This window comes from Chryseobacterium sp. Leaf404 (assembly GCF_001424145.1).
GTDB lineage: Bacteria > Bacteroidota > Bacteroidia > Flavobacteriales > Weeksellaceae > Chryseobacterium.
In genome coordinates, this window is sequence record NZ_LMQM01000012.1 from 488,264 (window position 1) to 514,813 (window position 26,550).

Consider the following 26,550-nt stretch of genomic DNA (forward strand, 5'->3'; position numbering starts at 1 on the left):
TCAACATGTAAAGCTCAAATGCGCAAAAGATGTATAATTAAAAATAATCATCCTCCGGGACAGAATACGTTTTTGAGCTTGATCAGAAAGATAAAAAATCGGAACCGTAAAAGATTTTAAAATTACTTATTACTCATTATTTACTACTCATGAACCTAACCCTCGACGAAATCCATAATTTCAAAGGAAAATATCCAAAACAAATCTGGTCACTCTTTTTCTCTGAAATGTGGGAAAGATTCTGCTTCTACGGAATGCGCGGAATGCTGGTTTTCTTTATGATTTCACAATTGAATTTCCATGAAAAGGCAGCCAATCTACAGTACGGTGCAACTCAGGCATTTGTATATGCATTCACGTTTGTTGGTGGACTTTTCGCTGATAAAATTTTAGGATTCAGAAAATCGCTGTTTTGGGGAGGCCTTCTGATGATTGTCGGTAGTTTAATTCTAGCCGCAGATCCACATCAGTTTTTCTTTTTGGGAATCGCTTTCACCGTAGTTGGAACAGGTTTTTTCAAACCCAATATTTCCTCAATGGTTGGTCAACTTTATAAACCAAACGATTCACGAGCCGATGCTGGATTTTCACTTTTTTATGCCGGAATAAACCTTGGTGCTTTGCTGGGTGGCTATTTGTGTATTGCCATTGGCAAGGGTGAACTGTTCGGCAGCATTATTCCTGAAGGCATAAGATGGAATGTTGCTTTTGGCTTGGCTGCAATTGTTATGGTGATCAGTTTGATCAATTTTGTATTTACGCAGAAAAGTTTAGGAACAATTGGTTTGGAACCTGAATTGGTACAGCTTTCAATAAAGAAAAATGTTAAAAAGTTTGGCATCATTGCAATTCTTGTCTATTTATTTATGGCAAGAATGTTTGTCAGATTTTTAGACAGCAGCATCTTTAAAGATGATGCTGTGAAAATTGTTTTAAGTCTCGTAGCTTTTACTGCTATATTTGCTGCAACATCTTATCTGATTTATTTGGGAGGGAAATTTTTAAAATATGCCGTCTATCTTATTTCTCTGGCATTAATTCCTGTGATCATGCTCATGGTTTCCGTTCCTGAATACACCGATTATTTTATGTGGACAGTGGGACCGCTGACATTGATTTATCTGTTTTACGAAATGTCTAAAGTAACTGCAGCCGAAAGAAATAAACTTTGGGCAGCTCTGATTTTTATTATATTTTCAATCCTTTTTTGGGGAATATATGAGCAGAGCGGAGGCTCGCTGAGTATCTTTGCAGCCAAAAATTTAAATAAAGATCTTTTAGGTTTAGACCCTAATGGTGTCAACAATTCCGGAGGTGCTTTCTTTATCATTTTTCTTGCGCCTTTACTCGGATTATTATGGATTTGGATGAACAAAAGAAAAATAGAACCCAACACCATCATCAAATTTGGTCTCGGATTCATCTTTTTAGGTTTAGGGTTTTACGTATTGTTTGCAACACGGTTATTTGCTGATCTGCAAGGGATTACTTCATTAAATTTCTTTACCTTAGCACTTCTGATCATCACGTTAGGAGAACTTTGTCTTTCTCCCATCGGCTTATCGATTATGACAAAACTTTCCACTAAAAATCTTCAGGGAATGATGATGGGATTATGGTTTTTGGCATCGGCTTACGGACAATACGTTGCCGGAATTATCGGAGCAAATATGGCAGATGCTAAAAAAGGCTCTACCAATTACGATGCTCTAATTACATATACAGAAGGCTACAAACAGCTTGGTCTTTACGCAGTAATTGCCGGAGTGGTACTGATCTTGATATCGCCGTGGGTGAAAAAACTTATGCAGGAGGTTCGCTAATGATTTAACAATAACATCATTTTATCATCTATATCCCAGACGCAAATTTTAATTTAATTTAAAAACTGCCAAAAAATATGAAAAAAATACTTGCTTTCATCTTCATTATCCAATATGTTTTCGCCTTTTCGCAGGTAAAATGGATGACCATTGAAGAAGCACTTGAAGCCCAGAAAACACAACCCAAAAAAATACTCATCGATTTCTATGCAGACTGGTGCGGACCGTGTAAAATAATGGATAAAAAAACCTATGGAAACAATGTGATCTACGAGTTTTTGAATGAAAATTATTATTCCGTAAAATTTAATGCCGAGGATAAAAAAACAATTGAAGTTTTTGGAAGAAAATTTTCCAACGAAAATAAATCTCAGAAAAAAGGCAGAAATTCTCTTCATGAGTTCACAGAGTTTATGAATGTTAACGCAGTACCCACAACTGCTTTCCTGGATGAAACAGGACGACCAATTACAATGCTTCAGGGCGAGCTTACTGCTAAAGAAATAGAACCTTACCTGGGATTTATATCCACAGATCTCTACAAAAAAATCAAAACCCGCGAAGAATGGGAAGATTATCAGAAAAAATTTAAATCTAAAATAAAAGAGTAGCAGGATTTTGGCAAATGGCTTTTAGCTTATGGCTATAAATTGCCACGAATTCACGAATTAAATTGTTTTGAAATGTTTCAAACCCATTCGTGTATTCGTGGCAATATTTTTAAAAGAAACATTTTAAATTTAAATTGATTTTAGTTGACATCCTTACAACTTCATTCAATTTAAAAATCTGCTAAATCTGCATTATCTGTGGGTCACATAAACAATTAAAGCTTTCAAAATCGAAAGCTTTTATTATTACTAAATTTTCCCGAAATTCGTGCTTCAAAAAATTCAGTTCTGACTTTAGAAACTCCCATAGAATTTGTAAAAGGAATCGGTTCCGAACGCTCCAAGCTCATCAAAAATGTGCTGGGAATTTCTGTTGTGGAAGATTTCCTGAACTTCTACCCTATCCGATATTTGGATAAAAGCAAAATTTTAACGGTTTCAATGCTTCAGGAAAGCAATATTGAAGTTCAGCTGAAGGGAAAAATTACGTCTGTTCAGGAAATTCAGACTGGAAAAATCAAAAGACTATCAGCAAAATTTAACGACCACACGGGAACGATGGATTTGGTTTGGTTTCAGTATTCAAAATGGCTGAAGGAGCAGATTCCAGTGAATAAAGAGATATTTATTTTTGGAAAAATAAATGCTTTCAACAATCAGTTTTCGATGCCCCATCCGGAAATTGAAGCTGAAGAAAGCAAGGAAACTGAAACGAGACTAACTCCCATTTATCCAAGTTCTGAAAAACTTAGCAAGAGAGGTTTAAGTCAGAAATTCTTCCAAAATATTTTAAAAAGTATCTGCAGAGAAATCCCCAATCTCATTCAGGAAAATCTTCCGGAATACATGATTCGGTACTATCATTTTTTATCGAGGCAACATACGTTTCTCAATATTCATTTCCCGAAAAATCAGGAGCATCTTGATAAGGCAGATTCCCGTTTGAAGTTTGAAGAATCATTCTTTTTTCAATTGGGTTTTGGTTTAAAAAAAGCACATCACAAAACAAAGTCACATGGGAATCCGTTTCCGATTGTCGGCGATTATTTTACTGGTTTTTACGAAAATCATCTTCCTTTTGAACTGACTAATGCACAGAAAAGAGTTTTAAAGGAAATCAGGCTGGACATGAAAAAGCCCATCCAGATGAACAGGCTTTTGCAGGGCGACGTGGGTTCGGGAAAGACGATGGTTGCTTTGCTGACGATGCTGATTGCCATGGACAACGGTTTTCAAAGCTGTCTTATGGCTCCGACAGAAATTCTCGCCCAGCAACACTATGCCGGAATTAAAGATTTATTGAATGATACGGAGATCAAAGTCAGCATTCTCACAGGTTCTGTAAAGGCTTCTGCAAGAAAAATCATTCATGAAGAACTGGAAAACGGTGAACTTTCCATTTTAATTGGAACGCATGCTGTTTTGGAAGATAAAGTGAAGTTTAAAAATCTCGGTTTAGCCATTATTGATGAACAACACCGGTTTGGAGTGGCTCAAAGGGCAAAACTTTGGGCAAAAAATAAAATCCCGCCACACATTCTGGTCATGACTGCAACGCCGATTCCACGTACGTTGGCGATGAGTTTTTATTCTGATCTGGATGTTTCTGTGATCGATGAAATGCCTGTCGGAAGAAAACCCATTATTACGGCTCATCGAAGAGAAAAAGACAGAGCTTACGTTTACAATTTCTGTCATGAAGAAATCCGCAAAGGCAGACAGATTTATTTCGTGTATCCATTAATCGAAGAATCTGAGACTTTGGATTACAAAAATCTCATGGAAGGTCTGGAAAGCGTGATGGATAACTTTTCAAACTACAACGTCACGATGCTTCACGGCAAAATGAAACCTGATGAAAAAGATGCAGCGATGAATTATTTCGCATCCGGAAAATCGCAGATTATGGTTGCTACAACGGTAATCGAAGTCGGCGTGAATGTTCCGAACGCTTCTGTGATGGTGATTGAAAGTTCGGAAAGATTTGGGTTGTCGCAGCTTCATCAGCTGAGAGGCCGCGTGGGAAGAGGTGGTGAACAGAGTTACTGCATTTTGATGACTTCTGATAAATTATCTTCAGATAGTCGAACCAGAATTAAAACGATGACCGAAACCAACGACGGTTTTAAAATTTCTGAAGTTGATATGCAGTTGCGTGGTCCCGGCGATATTTTGGGAACGCAACAAAGTGGTGTGGTTGATTTTAAAAAACTGGATTTGGTGAATGATTCTGCAATCATTAAAAACACCAAAAGTCTTGTTGAAAAAATTCTTGAAACCGATCCTTTGCTGGCGAGAAGCGAGCATTTAATTATAAAAAATTATTATCTGCAATATTATAAGGGGAAAAATAAGTGGAGTAAGATTTCTTAGAATTAAAGCTTACTTATCATTGTAAACATTATAAATCAAAGGGATTTTATTCGAAAATATCTGTCCCACAAAAATAGAATCCTTATTATTTTTAGCTCTGATTGGTTGATAATATTTTCCAACAATCTCTTTTGGAGTCTGCAGACTGATTTGAAAATAATACTCAGATTTGTTTTTCAAATCGATAAATCTTCTTTTATAAGCTGGAAAATTTACTCTTGTTGAAAAATATTTTTCCTCTTGTGGTTTTAGTTTCACAATCTTTTTGCTGATTCGAAACGCAATTTCCAAATCTTGATGGCTAAAAAATTTAGAATATGATTGCTTGAATTTTTTAAAATCACTGCTGTTTTTATCAACATTAAATTCATTTTCACCATTATGAAATGCATACTGCACAGATAGCAAGGTTTTCTTTTCAAAAATATAATAATCAGGTAATCCAACAAACTGTGGCTCTACATGATACTCCCCCATCTTCATTGAATTCATCGTCATCTAAAATTATTAAATAAGTCTTATCCGAATTATTTTTCAGAGCATATACAATGTTATTGTTATCAAATTTTGAAACTTTCTTGATCGTGTCATTAATTATTTTAAGTTCCAAATCATTTTGCGAAAACAATTATTAAAAATTAAAACAGCGAAAATTAAAAATGAATGTTTCATAAAAATATTTTAGTTTTAAACTGATTTTTCCATCAAATAATCATCCATCACATATCCATTTCCAATATCAAAAACACCTTTATCATAAATTTTATATCCTTGAGATTCATAAAATTTTTGTGCGGAATTGTATTTATTTACATTTAAAATAATTCTGTCATCGCCACTTTCATTTACTTTTTTATTTAAGAATTCAAGAGTTTTTTTGCCTAAACCTTTTCCTTTGCTTTCAGGAACGAGATAAATTCTATGCAATTTTGTAGTCTTATCTTCATAATGATTCTCGTAGCCTAAAAATCCATCAAAAACATTTGAATTTTCATCAAAAACGAGATAATAATAATAGTTTACATTTTTTAAATGCTTTGAAATTTCAGCTTCCGAATACATGGTTTCCAACATATATTTCATCTGTTCCTGAGAAAGAATTTCGGCATACGTGTTTTCCCACGACCTTTTCGCCAAGTCCTGAATTAAGGGAATATCTCTTTCTGTTGCTTTGATTAGTTTCATATTATTTTCTTAACCACAAAAGTTTTTTTTATTATTTGAGTTGTAATGATTTCCTCTTAAAAAATCAAAAAAATTAAACGACAATTTTTCAAAAACGCAGCCCTTTTTTGATCTTCAAGGGATAATTCATTAAAACTCTGCTGACTTTTGTGACTTTTGTGGTTCACTATTTTTACAATTTAGATTAAAAAAGTGAAAAGCATCACACCTTTCACTTTTTATTATTTTTATGTTAAACGGAAAAATTCACTTTTCACTTGCGAAGCAAAATTCACAATTTACTATCTTAAATTTTCTCCATTTCAGTTTTAATCTTCGCATAAAGCCCTTCTGATGCAGGAACTAATGGAAGTCTGAGATAATTTTTGATTAAACCTTTTTCTGCCAAAACCACTTTAATTCCGCAAGGATTTCCTTCTGCAAAAATCAGTCTTGTGATTTCAACTAATCTATTATGAATTTCGTAGGCTTCGTCTACTTTTTTATCAAAAGCCAACTGAACCATTGACGAAAATTCTTTCGGATAACCCTGTCCAATTACAGAAATCACTCCTGCTCCACCCGCCAAAGTTACGGGAAGCGTAAATTCATCATCTCCGGAAACAAGGTTGAAGCCTTCAGGTTTTTTTCTTAAAATATCAAAATACTGAAGAATGTTTGGTGCAGCTTCTTTAATTAAGAATAAATTCGGAAATTCTTTTGCCAAACGTAAAGTCGTTTCTGCCTCAACATTTTGCCCGGTTCTTGACGGAACATTGTAAATGATGATATTTTTTCCGGTTGAAGCCAACATTTTATAATGCTGGTAAAGCCCTTCCTGATTAGGTTTATTGTAATATGGAGACACCGATAAAACGGCAGTAAAGTCAGATATATCTGCATCTTCAATCTGCTGTTTGACTTCAAGAGTATTGTTTCCGCCGATTCCTAAAACCAAAGGAAGACGTTTATTATTAACCTTAATGATATGCTCAACCACTTGTTTCTTCTCGTCTGAAGAAAGTGTAGCAGCTTCCGCTGTAGTTCCCAAAACTACCAAATAGTTGGTTCCGTTTTCGATGTTGTACTCAATGAGTCTTGTCAAACTTTCGAAATCTACGGATAAATCTTCATTAAAGGGTGTTACCAAAGCAACACCTACTCCTTTTAAAATGCTCATCTGTTCGAATTATTTTCCCCAAATTTAATAATTTCACACAAGAATTTACAATATTAATCCTGTTTTATTATACATATAATTATATTTGCATTATACTAAAGAAATTATGCAAAATAAATTCTTATTGATAGGAATTGCCCTGCTTTCGCTCACAGCCTGTAAAACGACACCGTTACAGGTGGCGAGTGTGCAGACGCAGAAAAATATTTCTATTAATCAGGACCTGAAGGCGAATGAAGATTTTGCTCAATTTATCGAGCCTTATACCGAGAAACTCAACAAAGAGATGAATCAGAAAATCTCTTACACACAGGTTGATCTGACGAAAGAAGGCGACAACAGCAATCTCGGAAATCTTTTGGCTGATTATACTTTCGACGGAGCCAATGTGTGGGCAAAAGCCAATTTGAGTAAAAACATAGATGCAGCATTGATCAACATCGGCGGAATCCGCACCACGATTGGGAAAGGCGACATTCTTCTGAAAAATGTTTTTGAAGTGATGCCTTTTGAAAATGAAGTAATTATCGTCAAATTTAAAGGTTTAGATCTGCAGGGACTGTTTGATTATTATGCTAAAAATCAGAAAAACAATCCGGTTTCACATCTGTATATCGAAACGAGTAATGGTTTAGCTTCTAAATCTTTAGTTGATGGGAAGACTGTAAATCCAAATCAGGATTATTACATTGCAACGTCTGACTATCTGGCTTTGGGTGGTGATAATATGAAGTTTTTTGCAAAAGGAGAAATGATTCCGACAGGAATAAAACTGAGAGATTTGTTTATTGAATATTTTAAGAAAAATCAGCAGATTAATCCTCAGGAGGAAATCCGTCTAAATTTTATCGGAAACAAATAATGGATAGAAAAAGTTTTTTAAAGACGATAACGGGCGGAACTTTAGCTATGACTTTAGCTCCGAATTTGTTGATGGCAGAAGAATTAAATCTGAATTCGTTCAGCTCAGCCAATAAATTAACGGTCCTCCATACCAACGACCAGCACAGCAGAATTGAACCTTTTGATTCAAGCTACACCAGAAATCCCAACCAGGGCGGTTTTGCGAGAAGAGCGACTTTAATTCAGAAAATCAGAAGTGAGGAAAGCAATGTTTTGCTGCTGGATTCCGGAGATATTTTTCAGGGAACACCTTATTTTAATTTTTTTGGAGGCGAATTGGAATTTAAGCTGATGTCGATGATGAAATATGATGCTTCTACAATGGGAAATCATGATTTCGACAATGGTTTGGATGGATTTTTAAAGGTTTTACCAAACGCCAAATTTCCGTTTATTTGTTCGAATTACGATTTTAAAAACACCATTTTAGACGGGAAAACCTCTCAGTATAAAATCTTCAATAAAAACGGAATTAAAGTCGGAATTTTCGGAGTGGGAATTCAGCTTGAAGGTTTGGTTGGAAAAAAACAATATCAGGAAACCATCTGGAACGACCCGATTGATGTGGCGCAACAGTATTCAAATTTCCTTAAAAATGAAAAAAAATGTGACCTCGTCATTTGTCTTTCCCACATAGGATACGATTACAGCGACGAACCTGAAAAACTGAACGACAAAATTTTAGCATCAAAAACAGAAAATATTGACTTAATTTTAGGCGGTCATACGCACACTTTCCTGCCGGAACCTCAAACCCTTCTAAACAGACAGGGCAAAAAAGTTTTGGTGAACCAGGTGGGCTGGGCCGGGCTACTTTTGGGAAGAATAGATTTCTTCTTTGATCACAGTAAAAATATTAAACAGGTTTCCTGGAACAACCAGGCAATCGACAGCAGCATAACCGCATAATATGAAAAAATTCTCTATAATTTCCCTCGGTATTCTAATGGCTTTGCAAATGATGAAAGCTCAGAATATTACCTCTAAAAAGTGGATGGATCTGTTCTCTTACAACAACGTACTGGCGATGAAGGAAGACAACGGAAAAATTATTGCTGCCACAGAAAACGGAGTTTTTTACTACAATATTTCCAGCGGAGAAATTTCCAAACTTTCTAAGGCTTCCGGTCTGCACGAGGTTAAAATTTCAGCGTTTGATTATGATCCTCAGTCTAAAATTGCTCTTGTGGGCTATCAAAGCGGTGCGCTGGACGTCATTGCACCAGACGGCGTTACGTATATTGTAGATATTCCTCTGGCTACAGGATATACGGGAAGCAAGAGAATTAACCATATCTCAATCACGGGTGATCAGGCTGTAATATCTGTAGGTTATGGAGTTTCAATTTTCAAACTTAAAAAGAGAGAATTTGCAGATTCTGCGTTTTTTGTGAACGCGGGGGCTTTTCAGGCGAGCAATGAGGCAACTATTTTTGGGAACAAAGTTTATTCTGTAACCAATACCGGTCTTAAAAGCCACGAACTTAACACTACATTTCCCGTTTTTACAACGTGGGTGACAGAGCAGGCGGGAGATTTTAAACACATTGATTCTGACGGTATTTTATCATACTCGAGCACAACAACAACTTACCTCTACAATAACGGAACTTCTAACCCTATAGCACAGACTTTCACAAGTGTAAAAGATCTGGTAACAGGCTCAGATAACATTACTGTTACAGATAATAACCGTGCATATTCCTATTCCGGCAACGGAAATTTCATTGGCTCTGCTTCTCCTGGTGAAGAGTGCAACACGGCAGTAAGAATTTCCGGTAAATTTTATTTTGGAACAGCATTGTCCGGTATTAAAAACGAAAATAACAACGGTTTTAAACCAGATGGTCCTGCATTCAACTATTCTTATAAAATCAGGCCTTATAATGACAATCAACTCCTTTTATCTTCGGGGGGAAGAGAAGGAGGTTTTAATTTCCGTCTGGATAATGAGAGAAATCCGGGCTTCTATTATTTTAACGGTACCGAATGGATTTATCCTTCCTATTTTAAAACCAAACCTTCAAAATATAATGTTCTTGATGCTTTGGCAGATCCCGCAGACCCTTCAATAGTCTTTTTTACCAATTACAGCATTTGGGATGGAATGGGAGTTTATAAAATGAAATACAATCCGGCGAATAAAGATTTTGATTTTGTGAAATACTACAACATCAATCAACCTAATATCTATATTAACAGACCTGTAGGCTTCGTTGTGGATGATAACAACAATATATTTCTATCTGTAGCATTTACTGTTGACGGTCTCAATTTTGGTATAGCGCCTTATAAAAGAGATACCGATCAGTTTTTGCTGAACGTGGTAACCCTTACCAGCAGTGCCGTGCAGATTCCGGTTTTTCATGAAGGATTACTCTGGACGCCACTACCCCGCTCACAACACATTGCGGCCTATGATTACAAAGGAACAGTGAGCACCTCGGATGATACAACTTACTTTTTAGGATCTGAAAATAATTTACCTGCCAATTCTATTTCTGTAGCTTTCGATAAAGACGGTGACGCCTGGATTGGAACCGATTTAGGAATAAGAATTCTTCCCAATGCAGCGGCAGAGGTTAAAAATAACCCAACACTTGAGGCTGTAGTGATAGAACAGAATGGTTTAGCAGAAGAATTGTTCAGAGATTCACAGATTCTTGCCATTGAAGTGGATGCAGGAAATCAAAAGTGGATTTCTGTAGACGGTGGCGGAGTTTATTATCTATCAGCAGATGGCGAACGTACCATTAAACATTTCACCAGAGAAAATTCACCTTTGCCTACCAATTCTGTAACAGATATCAAGGTTGATAAAAAAACCGGGAAAGTGTATTTTGTAACCTATGACGGTGTGGTAACCTATCAGGGAGACGTAGCAGATGTTACTTCAAATTTCGGTAACGTGCTGGTATATCCCAATCCGGTGGTCTACAGCCAGTTCAAAGGAAATGTAACAATCAAAGGTCTGGCTGAAGTTGCCAACATCAGGATTACAGACGCCGCAGGAAATATCGTTCATTCTGCGCAGGCAAGAACAGGATATTACGAGTGGGATCTCAACAACCAAAAAGGAAAAAGAGTAGCATCAGGAATTTATTTTGTACTGATGACCAACGAAGACGGAAGCGATAAAGCAACTGCTAAAATCGCTGTGGTTAATTAATTTCATGAATTCACAGACGGGTTTTGTACTCTCATTTTTAAAATACGGAGACAGTGATGCAATTCTGCATTGTTTTACTTTAGAAGAAGGCTTTCAGAGCTTTTTTCTAAAGTCTGTTTTCACACAGAAAAATAAGAAAAAGGCTTTCTTATTGCCGCTCAGCATCCTCAGCTTCAACTGCAGAAAATCTAAACCCGGCATTGAAATCAATTCTGTGCTGAAATTTGAGCTTGAAAAGTCGTATGATTTTTATACAGACGTGAAGGCCAACACCATTGTTTTTTTTATATCAGATTTTCTGAATCAGATTTTAAAACATGAAAATTCAAACCCGAATATTTTTTCAGCGATCGAAGAATTTAACGCAAATCTGGACGCGGGGAATTACAGAGCTCATTTAATTTTATTGATTCTTTTACTGAAAATACAGGGAATTGCTCCACTTAACAGCAATCTGGAATATCTGGATCCTGAAACAGGAAACTTTAATCTAAACGGAACCCATCATCTTTTTACAAAGGAAATTTCTGCATTTTGGAAACAGATTTCAACCGCAGAAAATCCTTATGAGATTAAAATAAAAACTGCTGACAGAAAAAAGTTATTAGACAGTATTTTGGTGTATTACCACTATCATTTTACAGATTTCAGACTTCCGAATTCACTGGAAATCATTCAGCAGATTTATGAATGATTTAAATTTATCCTCCTTTAGAAAAACTTTCCAAAACTGTCATTCCACCATCGACGAAAATACTGGCTCCTGTGATGTAATCTGCAAAATCGCTAGCCAAAAATACGGCCAAATTTCCCACATCTTCTGGCTGACCAATTCTGTCGTACGGAATCAGTTTTAATAAATCATTCATTGCTTCCTCAGTTCCCCAGGCCTCTTCATTAATCGGCGTCTGAATCGCTCCCGGACAGATCGAATTAATCCTGATTTTTTTCGCCCCGTATTCCTGAGCCAAAGACTGCATCAAAAGCTTTACACCGCCCTTACTGGCAGCATAATTCACATGTCCAGCCCATGGGATGACTTCGTGTACCGAACTGATATGAATTATTTTTCCGCAGGCAACAGATTTAGACAAATCAATTCCTCGTCTCAGAAACTCTTTTATGGCTTCACGGGCGCAAAGAAACTGACCCTTCAGGTTGACATTCATTACTTTATCCCAGTCTTCAACGGTCATTTCGGTAAATTCTGCATCTTTCTGAAGCCCTGCATTATTGATTAAAATATCTACTGTTCCATATTCAGAAATTGTTTTTGAAAACATGGTTTTCACCTCATCTTCTTTGGAAACATCGCACTGAAAGACCATTCCGTCACCTCCGGCATTTTTAATTTCCTTTAAAATTTCTTCAGCTTCGTCTTTTGAATGTTCTGATGAATGATTAACAATAACTGTAGCTCCTGCAGCAGCCAGAGATTTTGCAATTCCGGTTCCAATACCGCTTGAAGCACCTGTAACAATGGCAATTTGATTTTTAAGAGAGATTTGCATAGAATATTTTTGTAATGTTCAAAACCAATTGAAAGTATCACGCCAAACTGGAAAACCCCACTTTAATTTAATCTAAAATTTTTGCCATCACCAATTGTGGTCCGCTTCTTCCCTCTTTGATCTTTCCGGTTAAATGATATAGGGTTTTCAGGTAAATTTCTAATGCAGAAGTGTTTCTTTCGTTGACTGACAAAACAATTTCTTTACAGTCATGAAAATGTTCTTTCACAAAATCATCCATCGCAATCATTACAGAAGTTCCTATTCCTTTACCCTGAAATTTGGGATTGATAGCCAATGATCTCAGTAAAACTGAATTTGATTGTGTTGTAAATTCAAATTTATCATCACCAAAATCCAGAACAAAGAAGCCTGCAATTTTCTCATTATCAAAAACCGTAACGGGATAAGCGAAAAAATCATCATTTTGATTCCGTTCTTCAATTCTTTCCAGAGCCAGTTTCGGAAGCGCAGAATAATGGGACTGAATTTCGTCTAATTGAAAATCAAGATCAGCTAAATCTTTGGTTTGATAAAAATTTAAACTTACCATAATTTAATGATGATAAATATCTTCATACATCACGCCCGCTTTAATTTCTATTGAAAGTCTGTTTTCCTGAGGCACAATCGGGCAATTGTAATCGTAAGCATTGTAAGCACAGTATGGATGATAAGACTGATTAAAATCGATCTCAATTGTATCTCCTTTTGGAATCTTGAGGTCAACATATTTTCCGCCACCGTAGGTTTCTTTATTATTGGTAAGATCGCCGAATGGCAGGAAAAGATGATCTTTGTACTCTTCCAGTTTCATTAAATCAAGACTTTGGTAAATATTCAGAATAAAATCTTTTCCGTCTAAATTAAAATAAGCCTTTCCGAATTCCTGATATTGTTTGGATTTCCCTGATGAAGTCGGCAAATCAAACGGTTCTGGATTTTCGTTTTTCTCAAACTTAGCTGTGATACGGTATTTCAGATTGATGGGAAAGAAAGGGTGAGCTTTAAAATTTTTAAAATTATCATCTCTCAAAGGTGTTTCTTCTGGATTTAAATAGCCTTCGTTAAGTTCTTTCTGAAATTTATTTATTTCTTTAATCTCCTTTTTCTGCGAAAAACCAAAGAACGGAATTAGAAAAATTGAAATGCATAAAATTATCTGTTTCATCATTATTCTGAAATTTTAATTCTGTAAACATCTGAGGAATTTCTTTTAATCGAATTTACAAAAAATCCGCCCTCCTCGGGAATGACCTCCTGAAAATCAAAGCTTTTGCAGTCTTTCGGAAGTCCGGAAAAAATTAAGGTAAACCAAAAATCTTTCATAAACGGCACCGGCGTCCAATACGGAAAGAGCGAAATATTTTCTGCATGAATAAGTTTGCTCCTGTGATCAGAATGATTATCGATGAGATAAGTGGTACTCCAAATCCGGATCAGATTTCCTAAAGACGGCGAGGCAAGAAAACAACAATGCACAATCACCTGTTTCTCTTCCTCTATTTTAGTTTTCAGAGATTCAAGCAATTCTGTTGCAATTATTGGTTTTACAATGACTTCCATATTTATATGAGTAATAAGTAATGAGTAATGGGTAATGAAATAGGCAGCGCAAATTACTGATTGCACATTACTCATTACCCATACTCTAATGTTTGAGTTGTAGTTTTTCTTTGCTGTGGGCACGCAGCATTACTGTCATTTCCGGATTTTCAGAAAGTTTTGTTCCGTAAGACGGGATGATGTCTTTCAGTTTGTCTTTCCACTCTCCGTTCATTTTTTCGGGGAAACATTTTTCCAGAACATCGATCATGGCACTCACCGCCGTTGATGCACCGGGAGATGCGCCCAGTAAAGAAGCAATTGTTCCGCTTTTGTTGGTCACTACTTCGGTTCCAAATTCCAGTTTTCCACCTGCTTTATCATCTTTTTTGATGATTTGCACTCTCTGCCCGGCCACTTTCAGTTCCCAGTCTTCTTCTTTGGCATCCTTCACAAACTCCCTCAAATGCTGAATTCTTTGTGCTTTGTTCATCGCCACCTGCTGAATAAGATACTTCGTCAACGGCAGGTTATGCCACCATGCACCAAAAAGAGATCTGATATTTTTGGTATTCACACTCTCCGGAAGATCGAGATAACTTCCTTCTTTTAAGAATTTAGTTGAGAAACCTGCAAACGGACCAAAAAGCAAAGCCTTTTTACCATCGATAATCCTTAAATCCAGATGCGGAACCGACATCGGTGGAGCTCCTACTGGTGCCTGAGTGTAGACTTTAGCTTCATGTTGCACTACCAGCTGTGGATTATGAGTTACTAACCACTGCCCTGAAACCGGAAAACCACCGTAACCGGCACTTTCTTCTATATCTGAACTGTCCAAAAGCGGTAAAGCATAACCACCCGCTCCGATGAATACAAAATCTGCTGTAACATCATGTTTAATGTTGTGCGTGCGGTCTTTCACTTTCATTTTCCAACCGTTTTTGATAGGATCGATATCTTTTACCTCGGTGTAAACAAAAATTTCCACATTGGTATTGGCCATCAGATGGCGTCCCATTTTTCTTGTGAGTGTTCCGAAATTTACGTCTGTTCCCGCATCCATTTTTGTGGCTGCCAAAACTTCAGACTGATTTCTTTTGCTCATTACAAGGGGAATCCATTCTCTGAGCTTGTCGTGATCTGTAGTAAATTCCATGCCTTCAAACAGCACAGATTTCGACATATTATCGAAACGTTTTCTGAGAAATTCCGCATCATCTTCACCAAAAACAAGACTCAGGTGCGGACATGAGTTAATAAAATCCTGAGGTCTGTTTATATAATTTTTACTGATCAGAAAAGACCAGAACTGTTTAGAAACTTCAAACTGTTCAGCAATATTTTCTGCCTTTGAAATTTCTACGCTTCCATCGGCATTCTGAGGAGTATAATTAAGTTCGCAAAAAGCTGAGTGCCCCGTTCCGGCATTGTTCCAGGCTGCAGTACTTTCTTTTGCAAATCTGCCAAGTCTTTCAAAAATGGCAATATTCAGCTGTGGATCAAGCTCATGAAGCATTGTAGCGAGTGTTGCACTCATAATTCCCCCGCCAATCATGACGACGTCGTATTTGGGTTTTGGAGTAACGCTGATTAGTGTGTGTGGCATTATTTCTAAAATTTACTACGAATTTCGGGAAAAGTTTTTAAAACTGACGCTCATTGCTTCATTTTTGCAAACAGAAATTTGGTTTCGATTTCAATTTTAACATCAACATTTCGACAAGCTCTGTGCGACATCGCTAAAAATACAGATTTGCTTTTGCAGTGTAAGTCTGAGCCTGTGAAAGACTTTTCATAAAGAATTGATCTTAACCGAAAAAATTTTCAATAATTCCCATCCACTCAAAAAAAAATCTCCTGACTTCAAGAGATTTTGTATTTATTAATTAAGCTTTGCTGTAAGTTTTCTGTACTGTTTTTCAGCGTTTTTGCCTTCATACAGAATTCCGTAAATGGTTTCTATAATCGGAAGTTTCAGACCTTTCTGTTTGGCAGTCTGGTAAATGGAATCTGCGGCGTAATATCCTTCAGCAACCATGTTCATCGATTGGATGGCTGATTTTACAGTATATCCTTTTCCAATTAAATTTCCAAGATTTCTGTTTCTGGAGAAAAGTGAATATGCTGTAACCAGTAAATCTCCAAGATAGGCACTTTCGTTCACATCTCTGGGTGCTTCGTAAATGGCTTCGAGGAAAGTTTCCATTTCCCGGATGGCGTTTGACACAAAAACCGCTGTGAAGTTATCTCCATAGCCCAAACCGCTTGCAATACCAGCTCCGATAGCGAAAATATTTTTAAGAATAGCACTGTATTCATTTCCCAAAATATCTTTGCTCGCGCTTACTTTAATAAAATCTGATGAAAAAATATCCAGTAATTTCTTAGAATTTTCGTCTTCCACAGTGGCTACGGTAAGATAAGAGAGACGCTCCATGGCAACTTCTTCGGCGTGACACGGTCCTGCGATTACGGCCTGATTTCTGAAGCCGATTTTAAATTCATCTTTGAGATAATGCGCTACCACGTTATTAACTTTAGGAATAATCCCTTTGATGGCAGAAACAAAAATCTTGTCACCGTATTCACAATTCAGTTTATCCATGGAATCTGAAAGGTAAATAGAAGGAGTCGCCAAAACCACGATGTCGCAGGCAGAAACCATCTCATTGATATCTGTGGTGAGTTTTAAGTTTTTAAGATTAAAATTAACTGCTGTAAGATAAGTGGGATTGTGACCTCTGAGCTCAATTGCTCCTTTCACAAACTCATTTCTTACACACCAATGCACGGTTTTGCAGTTTTCTACCAACATTTTTACAATTGCAGTTGCAAAACTTCCGCTTCCGAGAACGCCCACTGTTATCTCGGTTTTAGGCTGTTTTGCAGCAGAATCTGAATTCATTTTTTTCTTCGCCATAACAATACTGTGAATTGCAAATATATTAAAACCTTAAAATAATAAAAGCCCGAATTGCATATTATCAAAATCTTTGCTAAAATTTGATATGGCAGACAATTTTTTATTAAAAAATACGTTTAGTAACGACTTCAGGATTATTTAAGGCTAATGTTTCAGAAAAAATATTTTAAGTAAATTTGCAGGCTTAAAGTTTAGACTACTTTTAAGAGAAAGAAAATGAAGAATTTTTTAACCAGCAGAAAAAAAGTTACTGTTTTAATTGGTATTCTTTTGCTGACCGTTTTTGCCCAAAGCTTATTTATTGTAAAGCTTTTCAACCAAAAAGATGACAAAAAATACGAAGTCAATCTGGTAAAAATAAATACCGAAAAAGACAGTATAGACTATCTGAAAATGAAATCTGACCTCGGGATGGTAGACAAAACCGTTACAGAACTCAACTCTTTTCTGAAAGCCAAAAACATCAACAACGGAAGGCTGGAAATGCTTGATCAGGACAGTATATCCAATTCAGTTTATCTTTCGAAACAGGCCAACCGGTACAGCGAATATCTGATGAATCTGCAGGAAAAACTTTTACAGGTGCCTTTAGGGATGCCTTCTGAAGGTTATATTTCATCCAATTTTGGCATCAGAAAAAATCCTATACCTTTCAAAAAAGTGATGGCTTCTGTAAGCAGTCCCAAGGCTGAAGTTCCGACGACAGTAGCAGCAGCTCCGGCTCCGGCTGTAAAAGCGGTTCCTGTGGAAAAAATTATTGAAGTAACAGACAGCTACGGAAATAAAAGAGAAGTGAAAGTAATGGTGACTCCGAAAGCTCAGTCAGCTCCGGTGGCGAATTCAGGTTCAGGTTCAGCGGCACAGAGTACAGCAGTAAAAAGCCAACCTATTGAAAAAAACAACCCTCCTGCGGAAGCTGATCAGATGCAGTTTCACAAAGGTCTGGACATTGCAGTTCCATTTGGCTCAAACGTGATTGCTACCGCTGCAGGGACCGTGATTTTTTCAGGGCAAAAAGGTGGTTACGGAAACTGTGTGATTGTTTCTCACGGTAACGGACTGGCAACTTTGTACGGACATTTGTCTGAACTGATTGCCAAAACCAATGACAAGGTAAAGGTGGGACAGGTGATTGCGAAATCCGGTAATTCCGGACGTTCTACGGGACCGCATCTGCATTATGAAGTGCACAAAAACAATACGCCTGTGAACCCTAAACTTTTTATGAATTTTTAAAATTTAATATATTCAATTTTTATCGGTTTTTACCTGATGCCTGGTTAAATCTTCCCTTTGGGTCTTGAATTTATTTTATAAAACAAAAATTTCGGGTCAGCAAAATGCTGATCCGAAATTTTATTTTAGGCTTTTAACAGTTAGTAAGCAGCGGTAAATCTTTCACGGATATGATTATTCTGCTCAAGCTCATCCACCAAAACCACGGCAACGTCTTCTACAGAAAGCACACTTCTTCCCTCTTCATTAAAAACCGGATTTTCTAAACCTGTTCTGTATTCTCCGACTCTTACACCAGCGGTTCCCGGATGCATTTCAATTGCAGGGCTGAAAAAGGTCCAGTCGAGCACCGTATTTTTCTTAATCACATCAAGATAATCTCTTGCTGCAGTTGCTCCGGGTTTGATGTCTGCAGGGAAATCCGGACTGTCTACCAGTTGGTTTCCGTCTATGTATAAACTTCCTGCGCCGCCCACGGTAATAAATCTTTTCACGCCAGAATTTTCTACCGCTTTTTCTATTTTAATAGAACCATTCAGAAAATCATCGTACAAATTAGGATTCGTCCAGCCTGGATTGAATGTGTTGATTACTGCATCGTTTCCTTTCAAAGCTTCAGAAAGTTCTTCCGTATTGTTGATATCAACATTTTTCGCTGATACATTTTCCAAAGCCGGAACTTTGGAGACATCCCTTGCCAGGGCTTCCACCTGATATCCTCTGTCTGATAATTCTTTTACTACTTTTGCTCCCACAAATCCTGTGGCACCAATTACTGCTACTTTTCTGCTCATAATTTTCTATTTTTTAATTAAATTTTATCAATCTTTCGGTTTCGATTTTCTCTATTTTAATTGTAATGATTTTTATTACATTTATGTTTAAAAAAAAATTACTTAAACTGATCAGCAAATTCTTTCAGGTTTTTGTTTCCCAGAAAGTCAACAACGAGCTGATCTGTTTCCACAAATAAATTCTTTAAATTTTCATTAATACATTTTCCGATGGGGCAAACAGGATTGGGATTCTGATTTTTTCTGCCCAATACTTCAGCGTTTTTTATGGCTGTGTAAATATCTGAAATTTTAATTTTTGAGGGATCTGTAGCAATCTGGCTTCCTCCTATCTTACCCTGTCTGCTGACCACAAGATTTGAATCTCTAAGGACTCCCAATTCCTTACGAACAATCACGGGATTGATGTTGATGCTTCCTGCAATCCAGTCAGACGTAAGCCATTCTTCGGGGCATTTTGCCAGAAGAGTCATGATGTGTATCGCTGTTGCAAATCTTGTATTGCTCATAATTATACTGCAAAGATAGGAAAATTTTTAATGTAATAGTTTTTATTACAATTAAAATTGAAAATAAAAGCAATCCTGAGACTGCTTTTGCTTATTATTTGATATCCAAAAGTTCCACTTCAAAAATCAATGTAGAATTAGGACCGATTTCTTTGCTGATTTCCTGCTCGCCGTAAGCCAAATGCGGAGGCAAAATCAATCTCCATTTGCTTCCCACAGGCATTAATTGCAGAGCTTCTGTCCAGCCTTTTATTACTTTATTTAACGGGAATGATGCAGGAGTTCCTCTTTTAACAGAGCTGTCGAATACCTTTCCTGTAATAGTTGTACCGTGATAATGACATTTTACAGTAGATCTCGGGCCTGGTTTTTCACCGTCACCTTCTGTGATAATTTCATACATTAAACCGCTTGGCAATTCTACGATGCTTTCTCTTTTCCCGTATTCAGCCATATATTCCTGGCCGTCTTTCAGGTTTTTTTCTGCCTGCTCTTTTCTTCTTTTAAATAACATATCTGCTACTCCCATAATTATTTTTTTGCAAAGATAGGGAATTGGCGGGAAGTGGGTGGTTGAGGGTTTGAGTGATTTAATGAGTTTGTGGGGTTAATGGATTAGATCTTTAGATTTTAGGATTTTTAAACTCTTCTTATTTTGTGAGAGGAAATTTTTAGGTCAGAATATTTTTTTAAAAAAACTACTTCTCAACGCTTCTGTTTACAGCATACCAAACATTAAAAAACGTTTAATACTCTCGTAACTTAGAATTAAAAACTTGGTCATATACTTGACTTTTCAAATTATGTTACACTACCTTAAATACAATAAAAATTTCGACAAACTTTCTTTTGAAGAAAAAAAACTTCTGGATGAAGCCAAAAAAAGCATCGAAGATTTTGTGGAGGGCTCCCCCGAAATAAGTGACGTTAATTTTGCCACGAGAAATGCACACGCTAAAACTCATTCTGTACTTCAGGGCGTTTTAAAAATAAATCCTGAGCTCAGCGAATGTGTAAAATATATTTTCGATAAAGATGAATATGATATTGTTGCGCGGATTTCTAATGCCAATTTAAAAATCAGTAAAAAACAAAAGCAGTTTCCTGCTTACGGATTTGCATTTAAAATAAAAGACGACGCCGGACGCACGATTGCCAATTATCCTTTGGTGAATTTCCCGCTATTTCCGGTGAATTGTGCTATAAACTTTCTCCAGCTTTTCACCAATATTAACCGTTTTTATTTAAAAAAAATAAGAACATTTTTTCCTCTGCTTAAAAGCTGCTATAAGATTCTTCCTTCTGCATTTACCCGCGATTTTCTATATGAAATTATGAAATTTTTAAAGAGGAAAAACAACTTTATCCTTTCTCAGGAATTTTATTCTGTAGGTGCTTTCAGAATGGATGACCGAATGGTGAAAATTAAAATTATTCCTGTAAATGTTCCTGTAAAATATCCTAAAAAAGGAACGGTTAGAAAGAAAATCAGAACGTATTTTAAAGATTCAGGTTATACTGCGGATGTTATGATGCAGGTTTGCTATGACCTCACCAATCAGCCCATCAACAAACTTAATGTACACTGGAAAAACACGCAGGATATTCTTTTGGGACAAATTGTATTTGAAAAGAATTCAGTTTTAAGTCCCAATAATTGTGAGCATGAACTTCTGTCGTTTAATCCTTTTGAAAGTGCGGAAATCTTTCAACCTGTAGGAAAAATTCAAAAATTAAGAGACGAGGCGTATAAAGCTTCGCTGCAGACAAGGAAGAAAATTAATAAGCTTTTGAAATATAAGTGAGTTAGGTGATGGATGATAGAAGATGATAGAAGATGGAAGAAGATGAAAATAAACTACTTTTTTTTGAAAAATTTTCATAGAAACCTTCAAGGTTTGAATACATAAAAAAAGGCTGTACAAATTGTAAAGCCTTTTTTTATTAGTTTTCTGATTTTTCAGAAATTTACAGTGCGGTCATACAGATTCAAAGCTTTAATAAGATGAAGTATTCACCTTGAGTACTGAACCCTTCATAAACTCTAAAATTCTTTTTCATTAGTTCCTGAATCTTTTTCTCTTTGATGCCTATCTTTTGTACTGCCTGTATAGCATAAATTTCACCTTCTCCCCTGATTTGAACTTTATAAATTCCCAATTTACCATTTAATGTCTTATCAAGTTTAGTAAAATCGCTTATTGCCTTCTTTTTTTGAATATCATATTTATTAGAAAGATCTTCATACTCAGCAAACTTACCAAAATATATTTTTGACTTATTTTTCTCAATAACATTAAAAATACTTTCATATTCTTTAATAACCTTATAATCCGAAATTTGAGGCATTGCGCTACATGACGACGCATAATATTCACCATTCCTATTTTTAGAAAGCAAAATTAAATACTTTTCTCCTTTTCTTATTAATATCCCACAAGACCCTGAATTTATAAAGTTACTTGCTCCAAATACATTCAATACCTTAAACCCTGTGCCTTTGTAGATTTTTTCAAATTTTATGTCTGCTGTGTAAAGTGTCCCGCCTTGCTGAACATTGGAATCTCTGTCTCCATAAGTATTTTCTACCATAACTAACGCAACAACATCAGCATCCAGATAGCTCTGTGCAAGACTTTTACTCACACATTTACAGGCAAAAACCGGAGTAATTCCGGCAAGAAACAATATCAGGATGATGTAATTTTTCATAACATTTAATTTTAAGAAAAATAAAAAAGGCCCTACAAATTGTAAAGCCTTTTCATATTAATTTTCTGATTTTTCAATTTCATCATCTTTCTTATCGGGAAAAATAATGGACAGTAGCACCGAAATCACCAACACTCCACCTACAATTCCTAAAGAAACCGGTGATGAGATGTGATACCAAGGTGCAATCAGCATTTTTACCCCGATGAAGGCTAAAATAATTGCCAAACCGTAAGGAAGTTTGCTGAACATGTGAATGAAATTCGCAAGTAAAAAGTACAGTGATCTTAATCCTAAAATCGCAAAAATATTAGATGTATAAAGGATAAACGGGTCATTTGAAATTGCAAAAATCGCCGGAATAGAATCCACTGCAAATAATACATCGGTAAATTCAATTACAGCCACCACAACCAAAAGCGGGGTTGCCATTTTAACTCCATTTTGTATGGTGAAGAACTTGTCGCCATCATAGTTATCAGAAACTTTCCAGAATTTCTTAATTAATTTTGCTCCTGCTGTATTGCTGTAGTCTTCATCATCATCTCCATCGCCATCGCCCCAGGATTTAATTCCTGCATAGATTAGGAACAATCCGAAAAGCGTCATTACAACGTTGATTCTCACTGCATGACCGAAAATATTCATTTCAGGAAGGTAGGTTAAGTCAATCAACTCGACTCCTGCAAAAATAAAGATGGCTCTGAAAATCAAAGCTCCAATGATTCCCCAGAACAAAACTTTGTGATGAAGGAATTTTGGTACTTTAAAAAATCCAAAAACGAGGATAAATACAAATAAATTATCCACGGACAGTGCTTTCTCAATCCAGTAAGCAGCCTGATACTGAGTAAATTTCTCTACTGCCACTGAATGACTCTCCGGACTTCCATCGGTATTGAAAACCCAATACACAACGCCGGAAAAAATCATCGAAAGTGAGATCCAGACAACTGACCAAATTGTAGCTTCTTTAGAAGAAACTTCATGACTTTTTTTGTTGAAAACTCCCAAATCCAGGAGCAGCATGATAACGACTGTTACCGCAAATCCCCACACCAGGCCTGGGTGAAGATCTAAAATATTGTGTTGTTCCACTATATACTAAGTTTTATATCATAAAAGCAATAGCCGTAAAGATACAGCTATTGCTTAATTAGAATCTATTATGTTTAGGAAAAATCAAACTAATTCATAGTTTTGGCTAAAGCCGATATGATTTTATCAAAATTTCAAAACGGGTTAAAGCCCGTTTCTATTGAATTATTTTACAGGTATTTCTGTTTTACCGTTTCAATCGTCTGCTCCAGTTTTTTATCGCTGGTAGGGTCTCCGATGGCATTGAATTTCCATTCGTTGTTTCTTCTGTAAAAAACGCCCATCACCATGGCAACGTGACCGTTGAAAGACTTGTCATTTGCGATGTCATATTTCGCAAAAACTTCTCTTACATTCGTTGGAGTTCCTTCATAGATACGGATTGACGCAAAAGGAATCGTTCCGAAATCCTGACCTTTGTAGCTGTTTAAAACCAAAGCTACGTGATCAACATTCGAATCTAAGTTGGCAAAGTCAACAGTGATCACCTCATTATCCAAACCGTCATCACCATTTACATCGCCTGTTAAATCGTCTCCGCTGTGTTTTACAGAACCGTTTTTCGATTTTAAATTTCCAAAATAAATTACTTCTGTAGCATTTTTGTTAGTATCGTATAAAATACAGCTTCCATCTAAGTCCACTGCTTCTTTTGAAACGCCACCAAAAAAACTTTTCTTCTCGATTGCGCCCCAGTTGATGCCCACACATGCCTGTGAAAGCGTTGTTCCGTTTTCTTTTGTAAGGTTTATTCTCTGACCTTTTTGTAAGTTAATTGCCATTATATTTGTTTGTTTTAGTTATATTTTAAACAGTGAATTGTCAATTTCAATTCGACAATTATTGTAAATTTTTTACTTGTTATTTTTTACTCTAATTATTTAAATTCAAATTCAACATTGCCCGAAGGATATTGGTTTCTTCGTTCACATCGAAGATTTTGCTCATAATATCGATGCTTTCGAGGTTTTTCAGGTAGTCTTTGAGGACAGACTGTACATCTTCAGGAATAGTTTTTTTTCTCACTTCCATCGTTTCGGTCAGTTCATCATTTTTATCCTTAAGCTGACTGATGATGGAACTCTGATTGGAAACATTCTCAGAAATATCAATCGCAGTTAATTCATCATCAATGAGATACAGTTTTTTTTCGTCTACATTAAAAATGAAATATTCATCACTCTGAAAAATCCTGAACAGCTCATATTCATTTCTTTCCAGTTTATATCCGCAGACAAAACGAACCTTAAAATTCTGAATATTCAGTTTCCCTAAAAGCTTTCTTTCAATACAGTAATCCTGATATTGATAAAATGGTGCAGACTGAGGTTTCAGCTTGTCTTCATCGGCTTGGGTTCTGTAAAATTCGGCCCCATATTTTCTATGAAAGTATAAAACCTTATTCCAGTTGAGCGTACTTTTTTCATCAATCAATTCCTGATAGAGATTCCTGAGATATTCAGAAAAAACACCACTGTAGATCTTCCTGTCGGTATCAAAACTGTCGGTTTTCTTTTCTTCAAATTTTGAAATATACCGTTTGTTGATGTTGATTTCGTTAATCACAGCCAGCAAATCGTTTTCCTTTTTCTTTTTGATCTTGGTTAAAAGTTCTATCAGACTGTCAGTGTACTGAAGATGAAAAAGTTCCAGTTTATGATAATCCAGCGTCTTGTTGTTATCAAAGAGATGATGAATAATGTCGGTTTTGATGTAGATTGCAATCATATCCACATTTTCAAAAAAATTAGACAGAAGTTTAAGCCTTGTTAATCTTCTTTTACTCTGAGACATAATGTTTGCAACCTCCTCATTCACGCTTTGCACTGTTTTTTACCCTCTGATATTCGCTTTTAATTCTGATTCTAAAGTCTGTAAATCCTGATCAAGTTTTCTTCTGCTTTCCGTTCCCTGTTTTTGAATCTGTTTCACCTCATTTAAGGTATTGATAAGCATGGCAGTAGTTTCTTTTAATGTTTCAGCAGAAACAATCGTCTGCTCGTTTGCTTTTGCCACATTAATAGAATTCTGACCAAGGCGTTCGGCATTTTTTCTTAGAATATCTTCCGTAGTCTGTGAAACTCTCTGCTGAACCTCAATATTTTGCTGCTGTCTGTGCATCGCAACTGCCAACGAAAGCTGGTTTTTCCAAACAGGTAACGTCGTCGTTAAAATTGTCTGCGCTTTTTCAGCAATAGACACGTTGTTATTCTGCACAAGTCTGATTTGTGGAAGAGACTGCATCATAATCAAACGCACCACTTTTAAATCTGCCAGTCTTCTGTCTAATCTGTTGATGAAATCTCTTTTATCAGCAATTTGATAATCGGCAAAATTCTGGATGTTATTTTCCATATCTGCTAATTCACGAGCTGCTTTTTCCATTCTTAAATTTCCGGCGATCACCAGGTCTTCAATTGCTTTTATTGAATTCACATTGCTGTCAAAAATAGTCTGCAAAACTGCATTATCTTTGGTAGAAGTGATGATTCCTGCATGCACTTTATGAGAAATCTGGTCGATATTGCTTGTGATTTTATCATATTTCGCAAAAAGATTGTCAACCTGCGTCATCATTTTTTTCATAAAAGGAAGTCTGCTCAGAAAACCTTTAACGCCACCGTTATTGATTTCATCAACATCAACGTAATTTAATTCAATCAATAAATTATTGATCAGCTCCCCTACCTCGCCAGAATTTGATCTTCGTACATTTCCTAAGAAACTGTCACTCTGATTCGCTAAAGTTTTCTGAAGATCTGACCCAAAATTCACGATTGAACCGGGGTTTGACTCATCAATCGCATTCGCCATCAGCTCATACTTCTGGCGGTCAGCTTCCTGAATCTGATTTAGATTGACGTTTCCGTCTCTGTCTACCAAAACAGCAGGTGCCGAACTTTGCGTTGGCTGTGCTGTCTGAAGCGGCGCAGGATCAAATGTTTTCAGCGGTTCAATTGACCCCAGCGGATCGATATTATTGTTATCCATAATTG

Annotated in this window: 26 protein-coding genes; 9 read left to right on the top strand and 17 right to left on the bottom strand. The window is 36.4% G+C overall.

Annotated elements, in window-relative coordinates; translation table 11 throughout:
• Positions 1 to 149: 149 nt before the first annotated feature.
• The 3 genes from ASG31_RS13820 to recG all read left to right on the top strand — a co-directional run bounded on the left by ASG31_RS13820 (position 150) and on the right by recG (position 4,807).
• Positions 150 to 1,823, top strand: coding sequence for a peptide MFS transporter (locus ASG31_RS13820; RefSeq protein ID WP_056033729.1), 1,674 nt, complete (start codon positions 150 to 152; stop codon positions 1,821 to 1,823).
• A 77-nt stretch (positions 1,824 to 1,900) separates the two neighbouring features.
• Positions 1,901 to 2,434 carry a thioredoxin family protein gene (locus ASG31_RS13825; RefSeq protein ID WP_056033733.1) on the top strand — a complete coding sequence of 178 codons (534 nt, stop codon included), beginning with the start codon at positions 1,901 to 1,903 and terminating at the stop codon, positions 2,432 to 2,434.
• Between the two features lie 288 nt (positions 2,435 to 2,722).
• Positions 2,723 to 4,807 (top strand): ATP-dependent DNA helicase RecG, encoded by a 2,085-nt coding sequence (gene recG, locus ASG31_RS13830; RefSeq protein ID WP_056033736.1) that lies wholly within the window; start codon positions 2,723 to 2,725, stop codon positions 4,805 to 4,807.
• A gap of 9 nt (positions 4,808 to 4,816) precedes the next feature.
• On the opposite strand, the gene ASG31_RS13835 is transcribed toward recG, so the two are convergent.
• From ASG31_RS13835 to dapA, 3 genes are all read right to left on the bottom strand, one after another.
• A complete protein-coding gene (locus ASG31_RS13835; RefSeq protein ID WP_131725557.1) occupies positions 4,817 to 5,299 on the bottom strand; it encodes a hypothetical protein in 483 nt (160 codons plus the stop codon).
• Positions 5,300 to 5,494: 195 nt separating this feature from the next.
• Entirely contained in the window at positions 5,495 to 5,992 is a 498-nt protein-coding gene (locus ASG31_RS13840) for a GNAT family N-acetyltransferase (RefSeq protein WP_056033743.1), read from the bottom strand.
• Positions 5,993 to 6,278: 286 nt separating this feature from the next.
• Positions 6,279 to 7,151, bottom strand: a complete 873-nt coding sequence (gene dapA / locus ASG31_RS13845; RefSeq protein WP_056033746.1) for a 4-hydroxy-tetrahydrodipicolinate synthase — start codon at positions 7,149 to 7,151, stop codon at positions 6,279 to 6,281.
• 106 nt (positions 7,152 to 7,257) lie between these two features.
• Here dapA and ASG31_RS13850 point away from each other — a divergent pair, with 106 nt between their 5' ends.
• The 4 genes from ASG31_RS13850 to recO are packed head-to-tail and all read left to right on the top strand — an operon-like array spanning position 7,258 to position 11,917.
• Positions 7,258 to 8,013: a 5'-nucleotidase C-terminal domain-containing protein gene (locus tag ASG31_RS13850; RefSeq protein WP_056033750.1), complete on the top strand. Its 756-nt coding sequence runs from the start codon at positions 7,258 to 7,260 to the stop codon at positions 8,011 to 8,013.
• Entirely contained in the window at positions 8,013 to 8,963 is a 951-nt protein-coding gene (locus ASG31_RS13855) for a bifunctional metallophosphatase/5'-nucleotidase (protein WP_056033753.1), read from the top strand. Before ASG31_RS13850 ends, ASG31_RS13855 begins: the two co-directional genes overlap by 1 nt.
• Position 8,964: 1 nt before the next feature.
• On the top strand, positions 8,965 to 11,223 hold the full coding sequence (locus ASG31_RS13860) for a T9SS type A sorting domain-containing protein (protein ID WP_185113217.1): 2,259 nt from the start codon (positions 8,965 to 8,967) through the stop codon (positions 11,221 to 11,223).
• Between the two features lie 4 nt (positions 11,224 to 11,227).
• Positions 11,228 to 11,917 (top strand): DNA repair protein RecO, encoded by a 690-nt coding sequence (gene recO, locus ASG31_RS13865; protein ID WP_056033760.1) that lies wholly within the window; start codon positions 11,228 to 11,230, stop codon positions 11,915 to 11,917.
• A gap of 7 nt (positions 11,918 to 11,924) precedes the next feature.
• Here recO and ASG31_RS13870 read toward each other — a convergent pair whose 3' ends face one another.
• The 6 genes from ASG31_RS13870 to ASG31_RS13895 all read right to left on the bottom strand — a co-directional run bounded on the left by ASG31_RS13870 (position 11,925) and on the right by ASG31_RS13895 (position 17,202).
• Positions 11,925 to 12,734: a glucose 1-dehydrogenase gene (locus tag ASG31_RS13870; protein ID WP_056033764.1), complete on the bottom strand. Its 810-nt coding sequence runs from the start codon at positions 12,732 to 12,734 to the stop codon at positions 11,925 to 11,927.
• 67 nt (positions 12,735 to 12,801) lie between these two features.
• Positions 12,802 to 13,287 (bottom strand): GNAT family N-acetyltransferase, encoded by a 486-nt coding sequence (locus ASG31_RS13875; RefSeq protein WP_056033767.1) that lies wholly within the window; start codon positions 13,285 to 13,287, stop codon positions 12,802 to 12,804.
• Positions 13,288 to 13,290: 3 nt separating this feature from the next.
• Positions 13,291 to 13,908, bottom strand: coding sequence for a DUF1684 domain-containing protein (locus ASG31_RS13880; RefSeq protein ID WP_056033770.1), 618 nt, complete (start codon positions 13,906 to 13,908; stop codon positions 13,291 to 13,293).
• Entirely contained in the window at positions 13,908 to 14,300 is a 393-nt protein-coding gene (locus tag ASG31_RS13885; RefSeq protein WP_056033771.1) for a hypothetical protein, read from the bottom strand. The genes ASG31_RS13880 and ASG31_RS13885 overlap by 1 nt, the downstream gene beginning before the upstream one ends.
• Before the next feature lie 85 nt (positions 14,301 to 14,385).
• Positions 14,386 to 15,888, bottom strand: coding sequence for a malate dehydrogenase (quinone) (gene mqo / locus ASG31_RS13890; protein ID WP_056033775.1), 1,503 nt, complete (start codon positions 15,886 to 15,888; stop codon positions 14,386 to 14,388).
• A 276-nt stretch (positions 15,889 to 16,164) separates the two neighbouring features.
• On the bottom strand, positions 16,165 to 17,202 hold the full coding sequence (locus ASG31_RS13895) for an NAD(P)H-dependent glycerol-3-phosphate dehydrogenase (protein ID WP_056033779.1): 1,038 nt from the start codon (positions 17,200 to 17,202) through the stop codon (positions 16,165 to 16,167).
• Between the two features lie 219 nt (positions 17,203 to 17,421).
• On the opposite strand from ASG31_RS13895, the gene ASG31_RS13900 reads away from it, so the two are divergent.
• Positions 17,422 to 18,441 (top strand): M23 family metallopeptidase, encoded by a 1,020-nt coding sequence (locus tag ASG31_RS13900; protein ID WP_056033782.1) that lies wholly within the window; start codon positions 17,422 to 17,424, stop codon positions 18,439 to 18,441.
• A gap of 140 nt (positions 18,442 to 18,581) precedes the next feature.
• Here the strand turns inward: ASG31_RS13900 and ASG31_RS13905 are convergent, their stop codons facing one another.
• The 3 genes from ASG31_RS13905 to ASG31_RS13915 form a co-directional block, all read right to left on the bottom strand.
• Positions 18,582 to 19,235: an NAD(P)-dependent oxidoreductase gene (locus ASG31_RS13905; protein ID WP_056033786.1), complete on the bottom strand. Its 654-nt coding sequence runs from the start codon at positions 19,233 to 19,235 to the stop codon at positions 18,582 to 18,584.
• A 98-nt stretch (positions 19,236 to 19,333) separates the two neighbouring features.
• Positions 19,334 to 19,744 (bottom strand): Rrf2 family transcriptional regulator, encoded by a 411-nt coding sequence (locus tag ASG31_RS13910; RefSeq protein ID WP_056033789.1) that lies wholly within the window; start codon positions 19,742 to 19,744, stop codon positions 19,334 to 19,336.
• Positions 19,745 to 19,838: 94 nt separating this feature from the next.
• Complete coding sequence (locus tag ASG31_RS13915) at positions 19,839 to 20,339, bottom strand: FKBP-type peptidyl-prolyl cis-trans isomerase (protein WP_410493210.1); 501 nt, start codon at positions 20,337 to 20,339, stop codon at positions 19,839 to 19,841.
• Positions 20,340 to 20,547: 208 nt separating this feature from the next.
• Here ASG31_RS13915 and ASG31_RS13920 point away from each other — a divergent pair, with 208 nt between their 5' ends.
• A complete protein-coding gene (locus tag ASG31_RS13920) occupies positions 20,548 to 21,549 on the top strand; it encodes a catalase (RefSeq protein WP_056033792.1) in 1,002 nt (333 codons plus the stop codon).
• 184 nt (positions 21,550 to 21,733) lie between these two features.
• Here ASG31_RS13920 and ASG31_RS13925 read toward each other — a convergent pair whose 3' ends face one another.
• From ASG31_RS13925 to ASG31_RS13945, 5 genes are all read right to left on the bottom strand, one after another.
• Entirely contained in the window at positions 21,734 to 22,456 is a 723-nt protein-coding gene (locus ASG31_RS13925; RefSeq protein WP_056033795.1) for a hypothetical protein, read from the bottom strand.
• 57 nt (positions 22,457 to 22,513) lie between these two features.
• The gene (locus ASG31_RS13930) at positions 22,514 to 23,554 is read right to left on the bottom strand and encodes a TerC/Alx family metal homeostasis membrane protein (RefSeq protein WP_056033798.1); all 1,041 of its coding nucleotides are present in this window, start codon (positions 23,552 to 23,554) and stop codon (positions 22,514 to 22,516) included.
• A 170-nt stretch (positions 23,555 to 23,724) separates the two neighbouring features.
• Complete coding sequence (locus ASG31_RS13935; protein ID WP_056033802.1) at positions 23,725 to 24,336, bottom strand: TerD family protein; 612 nt, start codon at positions 24,334 to 24,336, stop codon at positions 23,725 to 23,727.
• A gap of 91 nt (positions 24,337 to 24,427) precedes the next feature.
• Entirely contained in the window at positions 24,428 to 25,348 is a 921-nt protein-coding gene (locus ASG31_RS13940; protein WP_056033804.1) for a hypothetical protein, read from the bottom strand.
• A 39-nt stretch (positions 25,349 to 25,387) separates the two neighbouring features.
• Complete coding sequence (locus ASG31_RS13945) at positions 25,388 to 26,545, bottom strand: toxic anion resistance protein (RefSeq protein ID WP_082504568.1); 1,158 nt, start codon at positions 26,543 to 26,545, stop codon at positions 25,388 to 25,390.
• Positions 26,546 to 26,550 lie beyond the last annotated feature (5 nt).